The sequence below is a fragment of the Chryseobacterium sp. TB1-D10 genome (genome assembly GCF_059803555.1).
Genome location: NZ_JAPFHB010000005.1, coordinates 111,576 through 130,441, shown reverse-complemented (window position 1 = coordinate 130,441; position 18,866 = coordinate 111,576). Strand labels below are relative to the sequence as shown.

At 36.9% G+C, this 18,866-nt stretch carries 13 protein-coding genes; 7 read left to right on the top strand and 6 right to left on the bottom strand.

Annotation, left to right across the window (positions count from 1 at the left end; all coding sequences use genetic code 11):
• Positions 1–221 precede the first annotated feature (221 nt).
• The 6 genes from OPU68_RS08545 to OPU68_RS08520 all read left to right on the top strand — a co-directional run bounded on the left by OPU68_RS08545 (position 222) and on the right by OPU68_RS08520 (position 8,753).
• Positions 222–2,588: a GEVED domain-containing protein gene (locus OPU68_RS08545; RefSeq protein ID WP_498473568.1), complete on the top strand. Its 2,367-nt coding sequence runs from the start codon at positions 222–224 to the stop codon at positions 2,586–2,588.
• A gap of 179 nt (positions 2,589–2,767) precedes the next feature.
• Positions 2,768–4,327, top strand: a complete 1,560-nt coding sequence (locus OPU68_RS08540) for a GEVED domain-containing protein (protein WP_498473567.1) — start codon at positions 2,768–2,770, stop codon at positions 4,325–4,327.
• A gap of 149 nt (positions 4,328–4,476) precedes the next feature.
• Complete coding sequence (locus tag OPU68_RS08535; RefSeq protein ID WP_498473566.1) at positions 4,477–5,547, top strand: T9SS type A sorting domain-containing protein; 1,071 nt, start codon at positions 4,477–4,479, stop codon at positions 5,545–5,547.
• A 224-nt stretch (positions 5,548–5,771) separates the two neighbouring features.
• Positions 5,772–6,329, top strand: coding sequence for a hypothetical protein (locus OPU68_RS08530; protein WP_498473565.1), 558 nt, complete (start codon positions 5,772–5,774; stop codon positions 6,327–6,329).
• Between the two features lie 3 nt (positions 6,330–6,332).
• Complete coding sequence (locus OPU68_RS08525; protein ID WP_498473564.1) at positions 6,333–8,111, top strand: S8 family serine peptidase; 1,779 nt, start codon at positions 6,333–6,335, stop codon at positions 8,109–8,111.
• A 252-nt stretch (positions 8,112–8,363) separates the two neighbouring features.
• Positions 8,364–8,753 (top strand): HU family DNA-binding protein, encoded by a 390-nt coding sequence (locus tag OPU68_RS08520; protein ID WP_498473563.1) that lies wholly within the window; start codon positions 8,364–8,366, stop codon positions 8,751–8,753.
• Between the two features lie 369 nt (positions 8,754–9,122).
• Here the strand turns inward: OPU68_RS08520 and OPU68_RS08515 are convergent, their stop codons facing one another.
• On the bottom strand, positions 9,123–11,147 hold the full coding sequence (locus OPU68_RS08515) for a M13 family metallopeptidase (RefSeq protein WP_498473562.1): 2,025 nt from the start codon (positions 11,145–11,147) through the stop codon (positions 9,123–9,125).
• Positions 11,148–11,396: 249 nt separating this feature from the next.
• Here OPU68_RS08515 and OPU68_RS08510 point away from each other — a divergent pair, with 249 nt between their 5' ends.
• Positions 11,397–13,007 carry a Na+/H+ antiporter gene (locus OPU68_RS08510; RefSeq protein WP_498473561.1) on the top strand — a complete coding sequence of 537 codons (1,611 nt, stop codon included), beginning with the start codon at positions 11,397–11,399 and terminating at the stop codon, positions 13,005–13,007.
• Between the two features lie 74 nt (positions 13,008–13,081).
• Here OPU68_RS08510 and OPU68_RS08505 read toward each other — a convergent pair whose 3' ends face one another.
• Genes OPU68_RS08505 through OPU68_RS08485 form a run of 5 tightly spaced genes read right to left on the bottom strand, consistent with a single transcriptional unit; the run spans position 13,082 to position 18,862 of the window.
• Entirely contained in the window at positions 13,082–13,444 is a 363-nt protein-coding gene (locus OPU68_RS08505) for a response regulator (protein ID WP_498473560.1), read from the bottom strand.
• A gap of 16 nt (positions 13,445–13,460) precedes the next feature.
• Positions 13,461–14,036 (bottom strand): chemotaxis protein CheB, encoded by a 576-nt coding sequence (locus tag OPU68_RS08500; protein WP_498473559.1) that lies wholly within the window; start codon positions 14,034–14,036, stop codon positions 13,461–13,463.
• A gap of 3 nt (positions 14,037–14,039) precedes the next feature.
• Positions 14,040–14,870: a CheR family methyltransferase gene (locus OPU68_RS08495; protein ID WP_498473558.1), complete on the bottom strand. Its 831-nt coding sequence runs from the start codon at positions 14,868–14,870 to the stop codon at positions 14,040–14,042.
• Positions 14,870–15,235, bottom strand: a complete 366-nt coding sequence (locus tag OPU68_RS08490) for a response regulator (RefSeq protein ID WP_498473557.1) — start codon at positions 15,233–15,235, stop codon at positions 14,870–14,872. Before OPU68_RS08490 ends, OPU68_RS08495 begins: the two co-directional genes overlap by 1 nt.
• A gap of 18 nt (positions 15,236–15,253) precedes the next feature.
• Entirely contained in the window at positions 15,254–18,862 is a 3,609-nt protein-coding gene (locus OPU68_RS08485; RefSeq protein ID WP_498473556.1) for a response regulator, read from the bottom strand.
• Positions 18,863–18,866: the final 4 nt, after the last annotated feature.

Sequence of the window (18,866 nt, the reverse complement as noted above, 5' to 3'; positions counted from 1 at the left end):
CTAAAACACCAAGTATTTAGTAAAAAAATCTTCTCTAATAAAAGAAAACGATAAAAAAAATCTACTCTAGCGATAAGAGTAGATTTTTTTTATAAACCTGTATTATTTAATTTAAAAAAAATCCATGAAAATTCTAAAAAGAAAAGATTATCATTAATTAAATGTATTTTTTATTAAATTATAATTATTACATTTGCCTGATTAATATAAATTAAATAATTATGAAGAAATTTTTACTAACGTGCTTTGTTGCCATGGGAATTGGTGCAAATGCACAGATTACATTGGGTGGTGCAACAACCACGCAAGGACAACCTGTACCCATAGACAATAATTACGGGTATTCTTATGTGCAGCAAATTTTCTTAAAATCTGAAATTAAAGCGGATGTTGCTGGAAACATAACAGGTCTTAGATTCTACCTTCCAACAGCAGCAGTTTTAACAAACTCGTCCAGCTGGACTGTCTATTTAGGACATACAACTAAAACTACATTCGCAACGACAACGGATTGGATTCCGGTTTCATCTAGCGCTTTAACTCAAGTTTTTTCCGGAACTGTTAGTAATGCTTCTGGTATAGTGGATGTTACTTTAGCGGTACCTTTCGCTTATAACAATACAGATAATCTGGTTGTAGCCGTGGATGAGAATACTGCGAATTTTGATGCATCGGCAAATAGATTTTACTCATATGCAGGTTCTGCTAACTCTACTCTTTATTATAGAAGTGATACTGTAAACCCAGATCCTCTCAATATTACTCAGACAGGAACCAGAAGTGCTCAAAAATCAAAAATTACTTTTTTAGGTTTGACATCTTCGGCACCAGACTGCCCTGTTGTTTCCGCACCAGCCGCTGGAGCCGCCTCTCAATCTTTAACACCAACAATAACTTGGGGAGCTGCTAATAACGCTACGGGCTACAAGCTAAGTGTTGGTACAACTCCTGGAGCTACAAATATTCTAAATAATGTAGACTTAGGGAATGTCACCACTTACACATTCAGTTCAGGCGTATTATCTCCAAGTAAAAGATATTATTACACAGTTAATTCTTACAGTGCAACTATTACTAATACAGGATGTGCTGAAAGAAACTTTTCGACAGCGTGCGCACCTGTAAGTATACCTTACAGTGAAAACTTTGAAAGCCTTACCGTACCTGCTGCTCCAGTTTGTACAGTTTTTCAAAATGCAGGTTTAGGAAACAATTGGGCATCATATAATTTTGCAACTGCTACTTTTGGATTTAACGCAGGAAATACTTTAAGATACGCTTATAATAGCACTAATGCTGGTAACGCATGGTTCTATACAGTTGGATTAGCTCTTACTGGAGGTACTACTTATCAACTGACATTTAGATCAGGAAGTTCCAATACTGATTTTACAGAGAAATTGAAAGTAGCTTATGGTACTTCCGCTGTGAATACTGCAATGACAAATATCCTTGCAGATTACCCAGATGTAGATCACGCAACAAGTTCTATTAAAACAATTTCTTTTACTCCTGCTACAACAGGAACTTATTACATTGGATTCAACGCATATTCTGCAGCAGATCAAGCATATTTATATCTTGATGATGTCGCTGTTACACTTCCTCCTACAGTAGCTCCTAACTGTACAACTGTATCTACACCAATAAGTGGCTCTACCGTAGTTTCCCCAACACCAACTACATTCAACTGGGCTACCGCAGCAAACGCTAGTGGATATAAGGTTTACGTAGGAACAACTACAGGTGACTACACTGTCGTTAATGGAACAAGTGTTGCAAATACTACATTCAGTACAAATCTTTCTCCTTTTACAACTTATTTTGCAAAGGTAGTTCCTTATAATGTTGCAGGAGATGCGTCAGGATGTACAGAATTCTCTTTCACAACAGGCATTTATTGTGCTGGTAGCGGAACAGTTGATGGCAACACAGGTTTAGCAATTACGAATGTAACCCTTAACACATTAAATAATACATCTGCTCGTGCTGCTTACACAGATTTTACAGCAAATGGAACACCAACAGAACTTCGTCTTAACACTTCCTATAATGTAAGCATTACAAATGGTAGTACAACCGGCTATTATACAGATGACATTGCTTATGTTTGGATAGATTACAACCAAGATGGAACCTTCAGTGATACCACAGAACGTACAACAGTACCTGTAAGTGCAATTACTAATACAGCAAGCATAGCTATTCCTACAACAGCAACATTAGGTGTTACTCGTATGAGAGTGAAATATACCAATTCAGCAGGAAATAATTACAATACGGCTTGTGGAATTGCTACCTATGGAGAAGTGGAAGATTATACTGTAGAGATCAAAGAAACATTGGCAGTATCTGATGTAAAAAAATCAGGTATCTCAGCTTATCCTAATCCATTTACTGATGTTCTTAACATATCAGATGTAAAAGGTGTTAAATCGATTTCTGTAAATGATGTGTCTGGAAGAGAGGTTAAATCTCTTGCGCCTTCTACAGAACTTAATCTTTCCAACTTAAAAACAGGTTTATACATTGTAAATCTTAAAATGGAAGACGGAAGCGTAAAATCTTTCAAAGTAATCAAAAAATAATTCTACAGAATTATAAATACTTAACCCGCTCAAATAATTGAGCGGGTTTTTTTATCTAAAATGTAGTATTATCTATTTTACGACAATATCCGGGTATCAATATATTTAATTTATCCCGAAAGCTAATTTATTGAAAATATTGTCTATTTTTGTCGCACGTTAAATATAATTAAATAATTATGAAGAAATTTTTACTATCATGCTTTTTAGCAGCAGGAATTGGTGCAAATGCACAATTCACAGCAAATGTTAATTTTGAAAGCGGAGATTTTTCAGCTACAAACACTCAAGGATTTACCTGGTTTGGAATTGGAGGACTTAACTCGACTGCAGCCAACTCTTGTAGCGTTGCTAATTCCTGGATTACACAATTCCAAAATAGCGCAACCAACTTATCTGGTGGTTTCGCGATAGATCTTTCTGTTTATCAAGGTGGACAGACGAATAATGGAAAAAAAATTGACGTCTCTGTACAATACAAAAAACAACTTAACTTCACAGGTACTATGACGTTAGCTTATTTCGAAAAGGCTGACTCCACACCAAACAATTACGCTACTTTTACCGCAATTGGAACACCTGTAACTTTAACGGCTGCTGCAATTACTAACTGTACTACACTATCTGGAACAATACCTGCAGGCGCATTAGATCCAACAAAACAATATGGTATTGGAGTTTACATCACAAGACCTGCAACATATACAGGAACTCTAAACTTATTTTTGGATGATTTGACGATTCTTCAGGAAAATCCTTTACCTCCAAGCTGTACTACCTTTACTTCTCCTACCAGTGGAGCAACAGTAGGAGCTGGATCTTCTACATTATCTTGGAACGCAGCAGCAGGAGCAACGGCTTACAAATTAACTTTAGGAACTACTAGTGGTGGTTCAGATCTTTACAATGGTACAGTTACAGGTACATCTCAGGCTGTAGCTTTCCCTGCAAGTTCTACTTTATATGCTAAAGTGATCCCTACAAATGCTAATGGTGATGCAACAGGATGTTCAGAAATTTCTTTCTCAACAAATAGTACTGTAAGCTATTGTGCTGCATCTGCTACAAATACCAACTATAATTTTGGTAATATCTCAGGTGTTACATTTTCAAACATTGCACACACATCACCTACTACGGATCCTGCAAACAATGTAGGTTATAAAGACTTTACATCTACTGTAGGAAATGTTTCTCAAGGTGTGCTTTACCCGATTTCTATTGGACACTCTATGTTCAATGCAGGAAATGGTAATGTAACTGCAGTTTGGATAGATTATAATCAGGACGGCTTCTTGGCTGATAGCGAAAGAGTAATCCTTACTACCGCTACCGGGACATCTACAGGAAATATTACAATCCCTGTATCTGCAAAATTAGGTAACACACGTATGAGAGTAAGATTGAATTTACTATCTGCAACTCCTCCAGCTTGTGGCGCTACAACTTATGGGCAGACAGAAGATTACACTATCAATATTGCAGGACCTACAATGGCAGTATCTGATGTAAATAAAGCTGGCATCTCTGTATATCCTAATCCTTTTACAGATGTTCTTAAAATCTCTGATGTAAAAGGTGTGAAATCTGTTTCTGTAAATGATGTATCGGGAAGAGAAGTTAAATCTCTTGCACCTTCTGCAGAACTTAATCTTTCTAATTTAAAAGCAGGTTTATACATTGTAAATCTAAAAATGGAAGATGGAAGCGTAAAATCTTTCAAAGCAATCAAAAAATAATACTTTAGAATAATCTTAATATAGAAGCCCCCTCAATTGAGGGGGCTTTTTTGTTATCAATATACATTATCAGCTTTTAGTGTTAATATTCTTTTTTTAGAACAAAAAAAATTTTATATTCGTATCAGTTTTAATAAATTTATAATATTATGAAAAAAATTCTATTCTCTTGCCTTCTGGCATCTGCCTCTGGACTATTCTTTGGGCAATCAGTTTTTACTGATAATTTTGAAGCGTCAACACTTGGTAATCTGGGAACAGACATTACGGGTGTCACTCCCGGACAAGGAGGCTGGTACATTACAGCTCCTAATACAGCAACCAACTCTGCAGCAAGTAATTTTCAGGTTCAAAATGATAATGCAACACACGGAAAAGTATTGTCTATACTTGGATCTGCAAGTGCTGTGGGAACAAAACAAATCAATCAAAACAACAAACTAACTTCTGTTTGGGGCACCAGAACACCTGGTAATGATATTTTGAAATATGAATTTGATGTTTACACTGGCGCTGCATCTACTTCACAAAACACTGGTAGAATCTATCTATGGGACGGTTCAGCAGCAAACAAATGCGTAATTGGCTTTGCCATAAATATGGCTACAAAACAACATACCCTTATTGCATATTCTGACCCTGCTGAAATCAATGGGCAAACTGGTCAGGCAGTAGGAAATTGGGGATACACTTTTAATGCCCCATTAGATTCAGAAACTTGGTATAAAGTTGGAATTGCTTGGGATTCCGTAACCGGAGAGATTGCTTATAAAATAGTTAATGAAGATACTAGTCAGGTGGTACTAGATGAATTTTATCAAGGTGCTGGCGTTGGTGCAGTTCCAAATTTGGCAAACATTCAAGTTTTAGCTATTCCTGGTGTAACTACACCTCCAACAACCAATTCAGTTGCTGCGACAGTACTATTTGACAACATCAATCTACAAGCTACAAACAATCTTGATCTTTTAGCTGTCAATGATGTAACGAATAATAAGGCTAAGCTTTCTGTTTACCCTAACCCATTCACAGATGTTCTTAAGATCTCTGATGTAAAAGGTGTTAAATCTGTAACAGTTAATGATATCGCTGGTAGAGAAGTTAAATCTCTTGCACCATCTGCAGAACTTAACCTTTCCAACCTTCAATCAGGTCTATATATCGTAAACCTTAAAATGGAAGACGGAAGTATACAGTCTATCAAAGCAATCAAAAAATAATTCTTTAGAATTATCTTAATATTTAAGCCACCTCGTTAATAACGAGGTGGCTTTTTTTATTATTAATCATTACTAATACATTTAGATTTTATGAATCAATACTTAATATAACATTACGAATCTATTAATTATTAATATTGTTAAATATTCTATTAAAATAAAATTATTAAACATTAAAAAATTGATATAATTTAGAGAATCATTAAACAAATAAATATTTTACCATGAAAAAAACAATTATCTTATTGGGAATCCTTTGCGGATTAACAGTCAATGCACAATGGTCTTTAACCGGGAATTCTGGTACTACTGCAGGAACTAATTTCATTGGAACTACTGATAATCGGGCATTAGTTCTTAAAACTAACAACAGCGAAAAAATGCGACTCTTCACAAATGGTGTAGTAGGAATTGGACTTAATTCCGCAGGCATTTCATCTCTTTCTACTATAGCCTTTTGTGTTGGTTGTGATAATTATAGATTATTCGTAAAAGACGGTATCAAAACCGAAAAAGTAAAGGTAGAAATCGCAGCAGAAAATGGCTGGGCAGATTATGTTTTTGCAAAAGATTACAAACTTATGCCTTTAAAGGAAGTAGAAAATTACATTAATACCAATGGTCATTTACCAGAAGTTCCCACAACAGACGAAGCAATCAAAAATGGAATTGAACTGAAAGAAATGAACATACTTCTCCTAAAGAAAGTTGAAGAACTAACATTGCATGCTATAGAGCAGAACAAAAGAATAGAAGAATTAGAATCAATTATTAAAAAATAGAGTATGAAAACCATATTAAAAATAATGGTTTTTCTATCTTCTGGTTTATTAAATGCTCAGGAGCATTTTAAATTTTATCTAGAAATACCTAACAGCACAGTAGTACCTGAAGTCTCTTACAGGAAAGGCGGTACACTTACTCTTTCATTTATAAATAATGATCTCAATAATTTAGTTTCCAGCTATAACATTTATAAGTTTGAAAAGGCATTTCCAACTGCCGTAACTCCAAGGTTACAGAGTATGTACTACGTAGAATGCGATGACATTAGCTTAAAAAATACTCTTCTGCAAAACTATTCTATATATTTTCCATATGCAGAACAGATCTTTCAACCAGAGTTAATGTACACACCAAGTGATTACAATTATCCGGGAACTTCTGATCCTCTTAAAAACTTAGAGCTCATTAATATTAGAGAGGCTTGGGATTATACACATGGTGATCCAGAATTTAAAATTGGAATAAGTGATACTCCTATCAGATCCACTCACGAAGATTTAACCGGAAAAATTACAAGTTTAATCAGCTACACGACCCCTGATTCACATGGCACAGCTGTTGCCAGCCATGCAGCAGCAAATACAGATAATGCTTTAGGAATACCCGGCACCGGCTTCAACTCTGGTGTACTCTATAATACTATTGGATATAATCAGCTTTTAGAGTTATCACAAAATGGAGCTCGAGTAGTTAATGCAAGTTGGGGATATTGTAATTCACCTTCGCAAACTGTACAATTGATAATGGATGAGATACATAACAATGGAACTGTGATAGTAGCATCAGCCGGGAATGGAACACGACCTTGCAGCAGTTATCTTGAATACGTATATCCTGCAAGTTTTGATCACGTCATTAGCGTCTCCTCTGTCGGCCATTTAGATGTAGGATATACATATAACAATATACCAATGTTATGGCGCGATCGTGTAGAACAAGGAATTGGTGATCCAACTTCTACTCATCAATTGAATGATAAAGTTGATTTATTTGCAGCAGGTTTTAATATCTTAGGAGCAAATGCAGATTCAGATAGTTCATACAGTGGAGCTTGGGGAACTTCCATATCCGCACCACAGGTTTCTGGTGTGGTAGCTCTATTATTTGCGGCTAATAATTGTTTAAATCCGGACGAAGTAGAATCATTACTCAAACTTACTTCCGCAGATTTGGAATTAATACCAGAAAATTCTCCATATCTAGGAAAGATGGGTGCAGGAAGAATAGACGCAGGTAAAGCTACTAAGGCTGCCTGGCAAATGAATTCAGACAACGGAGGCGAAGTATTGCTGGAGAACAGAACATTTAACAGATGGCATTTCGAATTACTTAACTCCCCTGAATATATTAGGCTAAAAAATGAAGGGTTTGTTGAAAATTCTGATATTGTTTTCAGAGCTAAGAAAGCAATAACCTTAGATGTAAATACTTTACTGAAACCAGGTACAGGAAAAAGCCATCTATTATATGCTGAAAATACAGATACCTGTTCAAATTTTAATAAGTCATACAATCCATCAGGAGGTAAAAAAGGAAAATCACCTGATGCAGTTATAAAAACCAGCAGTTTAAAATTATATCCTAACCCTTCAAAAGATGATATCAACATCCAGACAGATGAAGATATACAACGTGTTGAAATTTTTGATACATCAGGTAAACTATTAAAAACTGGTTATTCCAAAAAAATAAGTGTTCAGGAATTACCGAAAGGCAATTATTTAATAAAAGTCTATAATCGAAGAAATGTAGATACTAGTAAGTTTACAAAAGACTAACTCTTTAGAATTATAATCAATACAGAAGCCCACTCAATCGAGTGGGCATTTTTGTTTTAAAAATCGAATAAAAATTTAAGAATAACACACTATTAGTACAAATTACTTCACAATAAAGTATTTATCTATGCAAATACCACAAATTTGGTCTTTATTTAAATTAAATTAACCACACAGGCAATTATATCAGAAAAAAAATTAATTTAGTAACTCACAATTTGTTTAATTAATAATTAAAAAACACAAATCATTATGCCAGTAAAGTACAACGTCGTAGAGCGTAAGAATCCACTAGACAAAAACGCAACACCTAAATTTTATGCAATTGCCAAAGCAGACGGGGAAATTAATCTACGAGCTATTGCCAAAGAAATAGCCGGCGGCTCTACCACAGTTTCCGACACAGATGTATTAGCCGTTTTGAATGATCTCATCAAATCAATAGCACGTCACCTGAATGATGGCGAGATTGTAAAGCTGGGCGACTTCGGAACCTTTCGCATTACCCTATCCAGTGAGGGCGTAGAGACAGCCGAAAAAGTAAATACTTCTGTGATCAAAAACAGCAAAATCAATTTCCGCCCGGGACAAGACCTTCAGGATATGCTCAGAAATGTAAAGTACGAGAAGTATAGAAAATAGACACTGATACCAACAATAGAAAAGCTTTTTAGCAAAACCGCCCCAGTGATAATTCATCGGGGCGGTCGCATTTTATAGACACTGCACAGACATCATTAAATTTGTGCGGACAAACTTGTCAATTTGTGCAGACAAATCAATCAACTTATGCGGATAGATTAATTAATTTGTGCGGACAAATTGTGTAACCGATGCAGACAAATTAGATGTTACTTTTAGAGGACTGTTTTTCCAAAGTCTAAAGTCATCATTAATCTTATAGGATTAAATATTTATGAAAGCGGTATCAATGGGCATTGGATGATTTATTTTAAACAAAAAAGTCCCGCGAAATTCACGGGACTTTGTCATTTTATTGTAATGCTGATCTTACCAGATTTTTACTCTTTCTTCCGGTTTTTTGTAAAGCTTGTCGCCTTGCTTCACATCAAATGCCTTGTAGAAAGCTTCGGTGTTTACCAATGGTCCAAAACTTCTGTAAAGTCCCGGAGAGTGTGGATCTGTCTTCACCTGATTGGTCATAAACTTCTCAGTAGAAAGTGTTCTCCAAACGGTTGCCCAGCTTAGGAAGAATCTCTGATCCGGCGTATAACCATCTATTTTGCCAGGTGTTCCTTTGTCTTTCAGATACATTTGCAAGGCGTCATAAGCGATATTAACACCACCAAGATCGGCAATATTTTCTCCGTTGGTGAATGTTCCGTTCACGTGGATATCTTTTACCGGAGAATAAGTATCGTACTGGGCAGCTAAACTTTTCGTTGCCTTCTCGAAGTTCGCTTTGTCTTCGGCAGTCCACCAGTCTTTCAGGTTACCATCGCCGTCGAACTGCGCACCACTGTCATCAAAACCGTGTGTCATCTCGTGGCCAATAACCGCTCCGATTCCTCCAAAGTTAACCGCAGCATCTGCCGCAGGATTGAAGAAAGGCGGCTGAAGAATCGCTGCAGGGAAAACGATCTCGTTGTTTACCGGGTTGTAATAAGCGTTCACAGTCTGTGGAGACATCCCCCATTCTTTTTTATCAACCGGCTTTCCTACTTTTTCTAATTCTTTAGCATAATGCCAGCTGGAAACGTTTTGAAGATTTGCATAAAGTGTTCCTCCATCTTTTTCAGACTTCAAAGTCAACTTGGAGTAATCTTTCCATGTGTCAGGATAAGCGATCTTAACTGTGAATTTATTTAATTTTTCTAATGCTTTCGCCTTTGTTACAGACGACATCCAGGTCAGTCCGTTGATATGAACAGCGAAACTTTTCTTAAGATAATCCACGTAAGTCAACATCTGCGCCTTAGCTTCTGGTGTGAAATATTTCTCAACATACACCTTCCCAAAAGCTTCTCCTACAACGCCATTGATTAAACCAAGCGCTCTTTTGTTCATCGCTCTCTGCTCCTGCTGCCCCTGAAGATATTTGCTGTAGAAATCAAATCTCATTGTATCCAACTTTTGGTTAAGATAACCTGCGCTTCCTGAAACCAAATTGAATTTAAGATAATCTTTGATCAAAGGAATATTCTTCTCATTTAAAAAAGTATCAAGGTTTTTGTAATACCCCAATTCTCCTATGATTACTTTATCGGTTTTCACACCAACTTCAGCCAGATATTTTGGAAGATCGATGTTCTTAACTAAGGTTTTAAGTTCAGGTAAAGTCTTAGGATTATATTGAAGAGTAGCGTCACGGATCTGCTCATTCGTCAGCAATGTTTTAGCGATTTTCTTTTCGAAATCTACAATTTGTCCTGCAACAACAGCAGAGTTTTTGTATCCGATCTCAGCAAGAACCTGCGCTACATATTTTTTGTATTCCTCGATGGTTTCTGTATTCTTCGGAGAATCTTTCTGGTAATAATCTCTTCCAAGCCCCAAAGACGCATCGCCAAGATAAACAGCGTTCATCTTAGAATCTTTAAGATCACCATCCACACCCCACTCGTAGAATGAGTTGTCGCCTCTCTTAGTGGCATCAATCAGATATTTTTGAAGATCAGCAAGATTTTTGATTCCATCAATTTTAGCAAGATCTCCTTTGATTGGATTAAGACCATCTGCATTACGCTTGTTCATATCCATGTAAGTCTGGTAGAGCGCCTGGATCTTCTGTCCTTCGGAACCGTTTTCAAATTTTTCCTTCAGGATATTGTCCAAAAGTCCTAATGAATTCATATCCGTCGTCTCTCTCAACTGTGTGAAAGATCCCCAGCTTGGTTTGTCTGCCGGAATCTTGGCAGTCTTCATCCACGTTCCGTTGACATAGTTATAAAAATCATCCTGAGGACGAACAGAGGTGTCCATATAAGTCAATTCCAATGCGTTTTGCTTGGACTGGGCAGAAACGGTGCTTACCAAAGAAGCCAACATTAATGCCGTAAGTGAGATCTTTTTCATTTTTTGATAATAATATTTGTTTTATTTGTAGTTATAAAGCCGACTATGTTACAATTTCTTAATATAAATTTTGAAAAAATAAATCTAAGATATATAATTCAAAGTACATATATAAGTGGCTTATAATTAAAGTTTTAATTATAGAATCAAAACCAAACAATTGGGATTTTAAATTAATTGATTGCATATATAGGATTTTAATAGAGAGAGTGATATTTTTACAACTCAATCCAACCAATTCTTTCACAAATGCATCACAATCTATTATTGATTTTAGCCTTATTGTTTTCAGTTTTTATGATGGTCATGGTGGCCCGGAAAATGAAGATTGCTTACCCTATATTTTTAGTTATTGCAGGATTAGCGATCAGTTTACTTCCCGGAATTCCGGAAATAGAACTGGACCCGGAATTGGTCTTTCTGATATTCCTTCCGCCATTATTATACGAAGCCGCCTGGTACACTTCCTGGAATGACTTCTGGAAATGGAAAAGACCAATTGCTCTATTGGCTTTCGGGTTGGTTTTCGCAACGTCGGTTATCATCGCATATCTTTCTCAGGCTATGATTCCCGGTTTTACTTTAGCACTGGGATTTCTTTTAGGTGGGATTATTTCGCCGCCTGATGCTGTTGCAGCAACTACCGTTCTGAAAGGATTACCGGTTCCGAAAAGAATCGTGAGTATTCTGGAAGGCGAAAGTTTGGTTAATGATGCTTCATCCCTGATTGTTTTTAGATTTGCTTTAGCTGCAATTCTGACAGGCAGTTTCTCTATGCACGAAGCTGTTGGACAATTCTTTTTAGTGGCCGGAATGGGAATCGTGTTCGGACTTGTGGGCGGCGGAATTATGTACCTGATTCATCGTTTCCTGCCAACTACCTCTGCAATGGATGCGGCATTGACGATAATGACACCTTACATTCTTTACCTGGGAGCAGAACAATTTCACTTCTCCGGTGTAATGGCGGTTGTTACTGGCGGACTTTTCATCTCATACAGATCTCACGAAATCTTTAAAAACGGAAACACAAGACTTAATATGCTGGGCGTTTGGACAACTGTGATTTTCGTGATGAATGCGATGGTTTTTATCTTAATTGGATTATCACTTCCTTCCATCATCCATGGATTGGAAGAAGCATCGTTGATTCAAGGAATTAAGTATGGTATAATAATCAGTATTGTGGCTATTGCTATTCGGTTTTTGTGGATTTATCCTGCGGCATTTGTCCCAAGATGGCTTTTCAAATCTGTGAGAAGAGAACAAAATCCCGGATGGAAAGGACCACTGGTGATAGGCTGGGCAGGAATGCGTGGTGTGGTTTCCTTGGCAACAGCACTTTCGATTCCCTTTCTGATGCCGGATGGTTCGCCCTTCCCTCATCGAAATTTGATTTTGCTTATTACTTTCATTGTAATTTTTATAACCTTGGTAGTTCAGGGTTTGTCTTTGCCCTGGATTGTAAAAAAACTTGATATGCCGGCAATGGATGTTGTTTTGCCACAAGAGCAGCAGGAAGCGCAGATACAACTAAGACTCAACAGATTGGCTCTGAGCCACATTAATAATAACTACAGTGATGTTTTGCAAAAAAGCAATCTTCTCAAAAATTATCAGAAGCAAATCTCATTGGAAACTGAAAACACCGAAAATCAATTGGATCTGATGGAATGTAACAATTGTACGTCACAAGAGATAGATAACTTCGAGGAGATTCTAAAGGAAATCTATGACAAACAACGAGTCGAAATCTTCCAAATGAGAAAAGAAAAATATTATGAAGATGAGGAAATCAGGAAGGCTGAGCTCCAACTCGACCTGAATGATCTGAAGATCAATCCGGATTTTCATTCATAAATTAAAACTAAAAAAACTCTTCCCAGATAGGAAGAGTTTTTTGTTATACGTTGTAGAAGTTAACGACGCAAAATTTATTTCAAATTCATATAATGCGCTACTTTCTCTTCCAGATCTTCCAGATTGAAAGGTTTTGCAACATAGTCATCAGCCTGAGCGCTTTCGGCTAACATTGCAATATCATTATTTGCTGTCACATAAATGACTGGGATATTTTTGAATTCTTCATGACTTTTCAGAAGTTTTGTAGCTTCTACACCGCCGATATTCGGGATCCAGTTGTCCATCAAAATAACATCCGGACGGAATTTTGACACTTTTTCTATGATGTCGTGCGAAGTTTCAGAGATCTCTACTGTATAGCCATTTTCTTCAAAAATGATAGTGATGACCTCAAGAATACTTGCATCGTCGTCAAAAATTAAAATCTTATTCATTAGTATATATAGTTAGTTATTTTAATTGATTAATATAATTTGCCAAATTATTTGGTTTGACAATAAGATCATATTCTACATTTTGGATTGCCTGTCTCGGCATATAGTCCACATCAGCACTTTCCGGATCCTGAATCCAAATTTTGCCTTCGTTTTTTTTAATATATTTCAAACCTTCTACTCCATCAGAATTTGCTCCCGATAAAAGCACACCAACGGTACTCTGCCTGAAAATTTCCGACGCTGATCTGAAAGTAACATCAATGGACGGCCGCGAATAATTCATTTTTTCTGAACCATCCAGCGAGAATATATTTTTATTTTCGAACAACAGATGATAATCAGAAGGGACGATGTAAATTTTGCTGTTTTTCACTTCTGTTTTATCTTCAATTTCAATGACTTCATTATCAGAAAATTGCTGCAACAGCTTTGGAAGGATACTTTCTGCCTGTGCCTTGCGGTGAACTACCAAAACAATAGGAAAACTCAAATCAACATTCAGATTTTTCACAGTTTCCAGAATGACCTGCAAACTTCCTGCAGAGCCTCCTATGACTACCAATTCTGTTTTGCCACCGTGTGTTTCCATCGATTAATTATGATCTACTTTTTTCCAGATCTTCTGATCATCAATCTGATGGTAAAACTTCCCTAAATTAGAAAACCTCAGGGTTTCTTTTGAACCTAAAGCCAAATATCCCAGATTTTCCAGGCTAGCATCAAAAAGCCCGAAAACCCGTTCTTGCAATTCTTTATCAAAATAAATCAAAACATTACGGCAAATAACCAACTGAAAACTGTTGAATGAACTGTCAGAAACCAAATTATGAGTCGATAAAATTAATTTTTCCTGTAAACTTCTATCAAATTTTGCACTGTCATAATTGGCTGTATAGTACTGCGAAAAATCTTTTTTACCGCCGGAAAGCATATAGTTTTCGGAGTAAGTTTTCATCTGATGCATCGGAAACACTCCTGCACGGGCAGTTTCTAAAACAGATGGATTAATGTCTGTGCCATAAATAAGACACTTATGATAAAGTCCTGCTTCTTTCAGCAAAATAGCAATGGAGTACGCCTCCTCGCCAGTGGAACAGCCCGCAACCCAAATTCTAATGAGTGGGAAAGTTCCCAATTGCGGCAAAATTTTCTCCCGAAGTGATTTGAAGAATAGCGGATCACGGAACATTTCTGTTACGTTTACCGTAATTTCTTCTATAAAATGTTTGAAATAATCCGGATCATTCAGAACCTGATAACGCAACTCTGCATAGCTGGCAAATCTGTCTATCATGCATATCCTATTGATCCTTCTGGTAAAGGATGCGCGGCTGTACAGAGAAAAATCATAACCGTAAGATTCATAGATATCTTTTATCAGATGTTCTATTTCGTTATCTTTTACGATACTTGGTTCCAGCATTAGCAGTGTTTTTCTATAGCATTTATTAATAGATCTACGTCTATTGGTTTTTTAATATAATCTTGAGCGCCTGCTTCCAGACACTTTTGACGGTCTTCATCCATCGCTTGTGCAGTGACAGCAATGATTGGCGTTTTGCTTATTTCAGGTGTATTTCTTATAATTTTGATGGCCTCATATCCATCTATTTCCGGCATCATCATATCCATTAATACAACGCAGAAATCTTTATCTTCTTTTAAAATCCGGATTGCTTCATCTGCCATCATACAACTTTCGAGTTGGTATTTACGGGCTTTCAGGGTCAATCTCAGGGCAAAAATATTATTAGGATCATCATCCACAATTAAAATCTTTTTACTCATAAAAAATTTAAACAGTTATTAGTTTTCATATAGCCAGACACGCAGCAAAGATAGCAATTGATCTATATCTACAGGTTTTGTGATGTAATCTGATGCACCAGCCTGCAGACATTTGTCCCGATCACCGATCATAGATTTTGCGGTAACTGCAATGATAGGTAACTTTTTATATGAAGGCATCTTCCTGATCTCCTGAATGGTTTCGTAGCCATCCATCTCCGGCATCATCATATCCATAAGAACTACATCGATATCAGGATTTTGTTTAATTTGTTCCAAAGCTTGTTTGCCATCCATCGCCAATACCACTTCTACTTTGTATTTTTCCAAAGCTTTTGAAAGTGAGAAAATATTTCTAACATCGTCATCAGTTACGAGTATTTTTTTACCGCTCAATACCTCTGTCAATGAACCTAAAGTTTTGTTTCTGATGATTTCTACAGAGCTGTTTTTTTCTTCAACCAAATGCAAAAACAAACCAACCTCATCCAGAATTCTCTGGTAAGAGTGTGCCGTTTTCACAACGATAGAATCTGCATATTGTTTTATTTTCAGCTCCTCGGATTTGGATAGATTCCTTTCTGTAAAAATGATAATCGGCAAATTTTCCAGTCCTTCATAGGTTTTTATTGATTCTATGATTTTATAGCCATTTCTTCTATCCGGTCCAATGTCCAGAATCACACAATCCGTTTTGTCTGATGTGAGGGCTTTCACACTGTCTTCCACATTATCTTCTATGGAAAGTGAGATATTAAAATTGCTCAAGAAATATGACAATGCACTGGCATGTTTAGCATTTTCCTCTACAATCAGCACCTTTTGAGGCGATCTTTTCAGCGCTTCCTCGATTTTTTTGAAAACCTGCGTCATCTGCTCCATTGCAACAGGTTTATTAATGAAATCTATTGCTCCTTTCATCAGACTCTGCTGTCTCACGTGCAGAGAGGACATCATGTGAACAGGGATTGGTTTTGTCTGAGGGTTCGCTTTCAACTCATCCATAACCTGCCATCCATCTTTAACAGGAAGCTGGACATCCAGAAGAATAGCTGCGGGACGATATTTTAAAGCTGCAGAAATGGCGTGGTCTCCTCTGACTGCAACGATACCTTTGTAATTTTGAAGACGGGCATATTTCAATAATGCAACCGCAAAATTGGTATCATCTTCTACAATCAGAATGACTTTATCATCTTCCGTAATATTGTCACGGTCATCCGCTACATCTTCCGGAATTTCCAAAACATTGATGGCTGTTGAAATACCATATTCATTATAGTCTATGATGCTTTTGTTTTCCTCTGCCTCTTGCAAAAGAACATCGTCCAATATCAGATTTCTTTCAATTTTGTCAGCTTTAGATTCTTCATCTTTTGGAATAATGAGGCTGAATTCGCTACCTTCATTTACTTTACTTTCCACAACCAACTCTCCTCCCAACAATTTGGCAATTTCACGGCTGATGGATAGTCCCAGCCCTGTGCCGCCAAACTTTCTCTGCGTAGAGCCATCTGCTTGCTGGAAAGCTTCGAAGATCACCTTCTGCTTCTCAACTGGAATTCCTATTCCTGTATCTTTTACAGAGAAAATAATATAATTCTGATTCTTAGGATCTTGTTTTATATTCAAATCCACGCTTCCTTCTTTTGTGAATTTGATAGCGTTGGACAACAGATTCCTCATCACCTGATCCAGACGCAGACGGTCTGTTTCAATGATTTCCAGATTATCCTCGACATTGATATTGAATTCTATTCGCTTGTTTGTAGCAATAGGTGTCATCAGGTTTTTTAGATCCTTCACAACATCTTCCAAGAAAACTTCCTGATATTCCAGAGACATTTTCCCCGATTCTATTTTGGCAAGATCTAATATTTCGTCTATTAATGTCAAAAGGCTAGTTCCGGAACTTTGGATTACTTTGGCGGATTCTATCTGGTCTTCATTTAGATTATTATCAGAATTTTCTGCCATTAATCTTGACAAAAGCAAAATTGAGTTCAAAGGTGTTCTCAATTCGTGTGACATATTGGCAAGAAACTCAGATTTATATTTTGTGCTTAATTCTAACTCTTCCGCTTTTTTCTGAATTTCGTTGTTTCGCTCTGCTATCAGATGATTTTTCTCTTCCAGTAGTTTTGAACGCTCTTCTAATTCTGTATTGGTCTGCATCAGTTCTTCCTGCTGTACTTTCAGCTCCTCTTCGGAAGCCTGAAGTTTTTGGGTCTGTGCTTCCAGTTCTGTGTTCAGGTTTTCCAATTCAGAATGTTGAACTTGTAATTCTTCAGATTGTGCCTGAGTTTCCTCTAGCAATCGCTGTTCCTGTTCTCTGCCTTTTGCAGCACTCAGAGCCATTGCAATATTTTTGCAACTCTCTACAAAATAATCGATCTGCTGCTCATTGAAATTCGATGCGGAACTCAATTCTACGACGCCAATACTTTCTTTATGCAATAATATCGGAATCAGTACTATAGCATTAATTTTTACTTTGCCACTTGCGAACGAAATTGCAAAATCATTTTCATTAAGGTCATTATAGACCTTGGGTGTTTTCTGAATAAAAACCTGTCCAACCATTCCCTCTCCAAGGGCGAATGATTGCCTCATCGAATTTTCTAATCCGAATGCTGTGGTAAGCTTGAGTTTGGCATCATCAACTAAATAAATAGCACCGTTTGTGCAATTTCCGTACTCGATTAATTGATTTAAAGAGTCTATTGTTACCTGACTTACAGATTTGTTTCCGACCAACGATTCATTGAGCAAAGCCAAACCTTTCTGATGCCAGTCGCTCTTATTTATCTTATCGAATGATTCTTTCAGGGAATCCGTCATGTGATTTAGTGATTCTACCAAATCTCCAAGATCACCGTCAAAGTTATCTACCAGTCTTTGGCTGTAATCACCGTTGGAAACTCTGTTCGCCACCTGCTGAATCACACTTACACGTTTGGAAATTTCCAGATCTTTAGCTTTCAGTTCTTTTTCAAGTTTATCTCTTCTCAGCAAATCATTTCTGAGCTTGATATAGAAAAATACGGTAACGGCAATGGCGGCCAATGCAGAAAATATAATGAATAAAACTGTTGTATTGGAAGATCTATCCAGATCTTTGTTTTTTGTTGCCAGTTGAGCCTCTTCAAACTGTACAAAATTGTGAACCAGAATCCTGCATTTGTCCATATAGACTTTGCTCAGCATCATCTGATCCTGGGTCATTGTAATTCCGTTGCGCTTGTTTTGGACGAACTGTTTTATGTTACTCATATTGCCGTCAACATTCTGCTCAAGGCTTTTCAAGCGTTCAAGTTGCGCTTCGTTATCAATATCAAAAGATTTGGCTAATTGTATTGCCCTGGAATATTCTTTAATGCTGCGATTATAAGGTTCGAGAAAATTCTCTCGCCCCGTCAGTTGAAATCCTCTATTTCCAGTTTCTGCATCCAAAAGAGCAATTAAGACATCTTTTACGGCAGTCATAGATTTTCTGCTTTTGGAAACATTCTCGCGGTTTTCCATCTGTTTTTGGATGCTCCAGTAAGATGCGATGGAACTCGAAATTAGTATTATTAAAGAAAATCCAATCCCGAATTGTAGACTTCTGATAACTTTTTTCGGCATAAAA